The organism is Micromonospora sp. NBRC 101691 (genome assembly GCF_030269285.1).
Classification (GTDB): Bacteria; Actinomycetota; Actinomycetes; order Mycobacteriales; family Micromonosporaceae; genus Micromonospora; species Micromonospora echinospora.
Genome location: NZ_BSTB01000072.1, coordinates 1 through 273, shown reverse-complemented (window position 1 = coordinate 273; position 273 = coordinate 1). Strand labels below are relative to the sequence as shown.

The 273-nt window shown below is 62.3% G+C and carries 1 rRNA gene; it reads right to left on the bottom strand.

Going from position 1 to position 273, the window contains the following annotated elements:
- Positions 1 to 186: 186 nt before the first annotated feature.
- Positions 187 to 273 (bottom strand): 16S ribosomal RNA (locus QSK20_RS32005); the annotation flags it as partial.

Sequence of the window (273 nt, the reverse complement as noted above, 5' to 3'; positions counted from 1 at the left end):
AGGGTGCCATCCGCCCCTCCCCAGCCGCACCACAACCCCCGTTCCACACCACCGAAGTGGCCGTACTAGAAGATCCGTGGCCGTTGCCAGGAAAAGACTCACCAGTGTCTCCGCCATCGAGCACCCCACCATCACATTCGGACGGTGCGGGCTCCTTACCACCCTTCGGTGGAAGGTGCTCCTTAGAAAGGAGGTGATCCAGCCGCACCTTCCGGTACGGCTACCTTGTTACGACTTCGTCCCAATCGCCAGCCCCACCTTCGACGGCTCCCT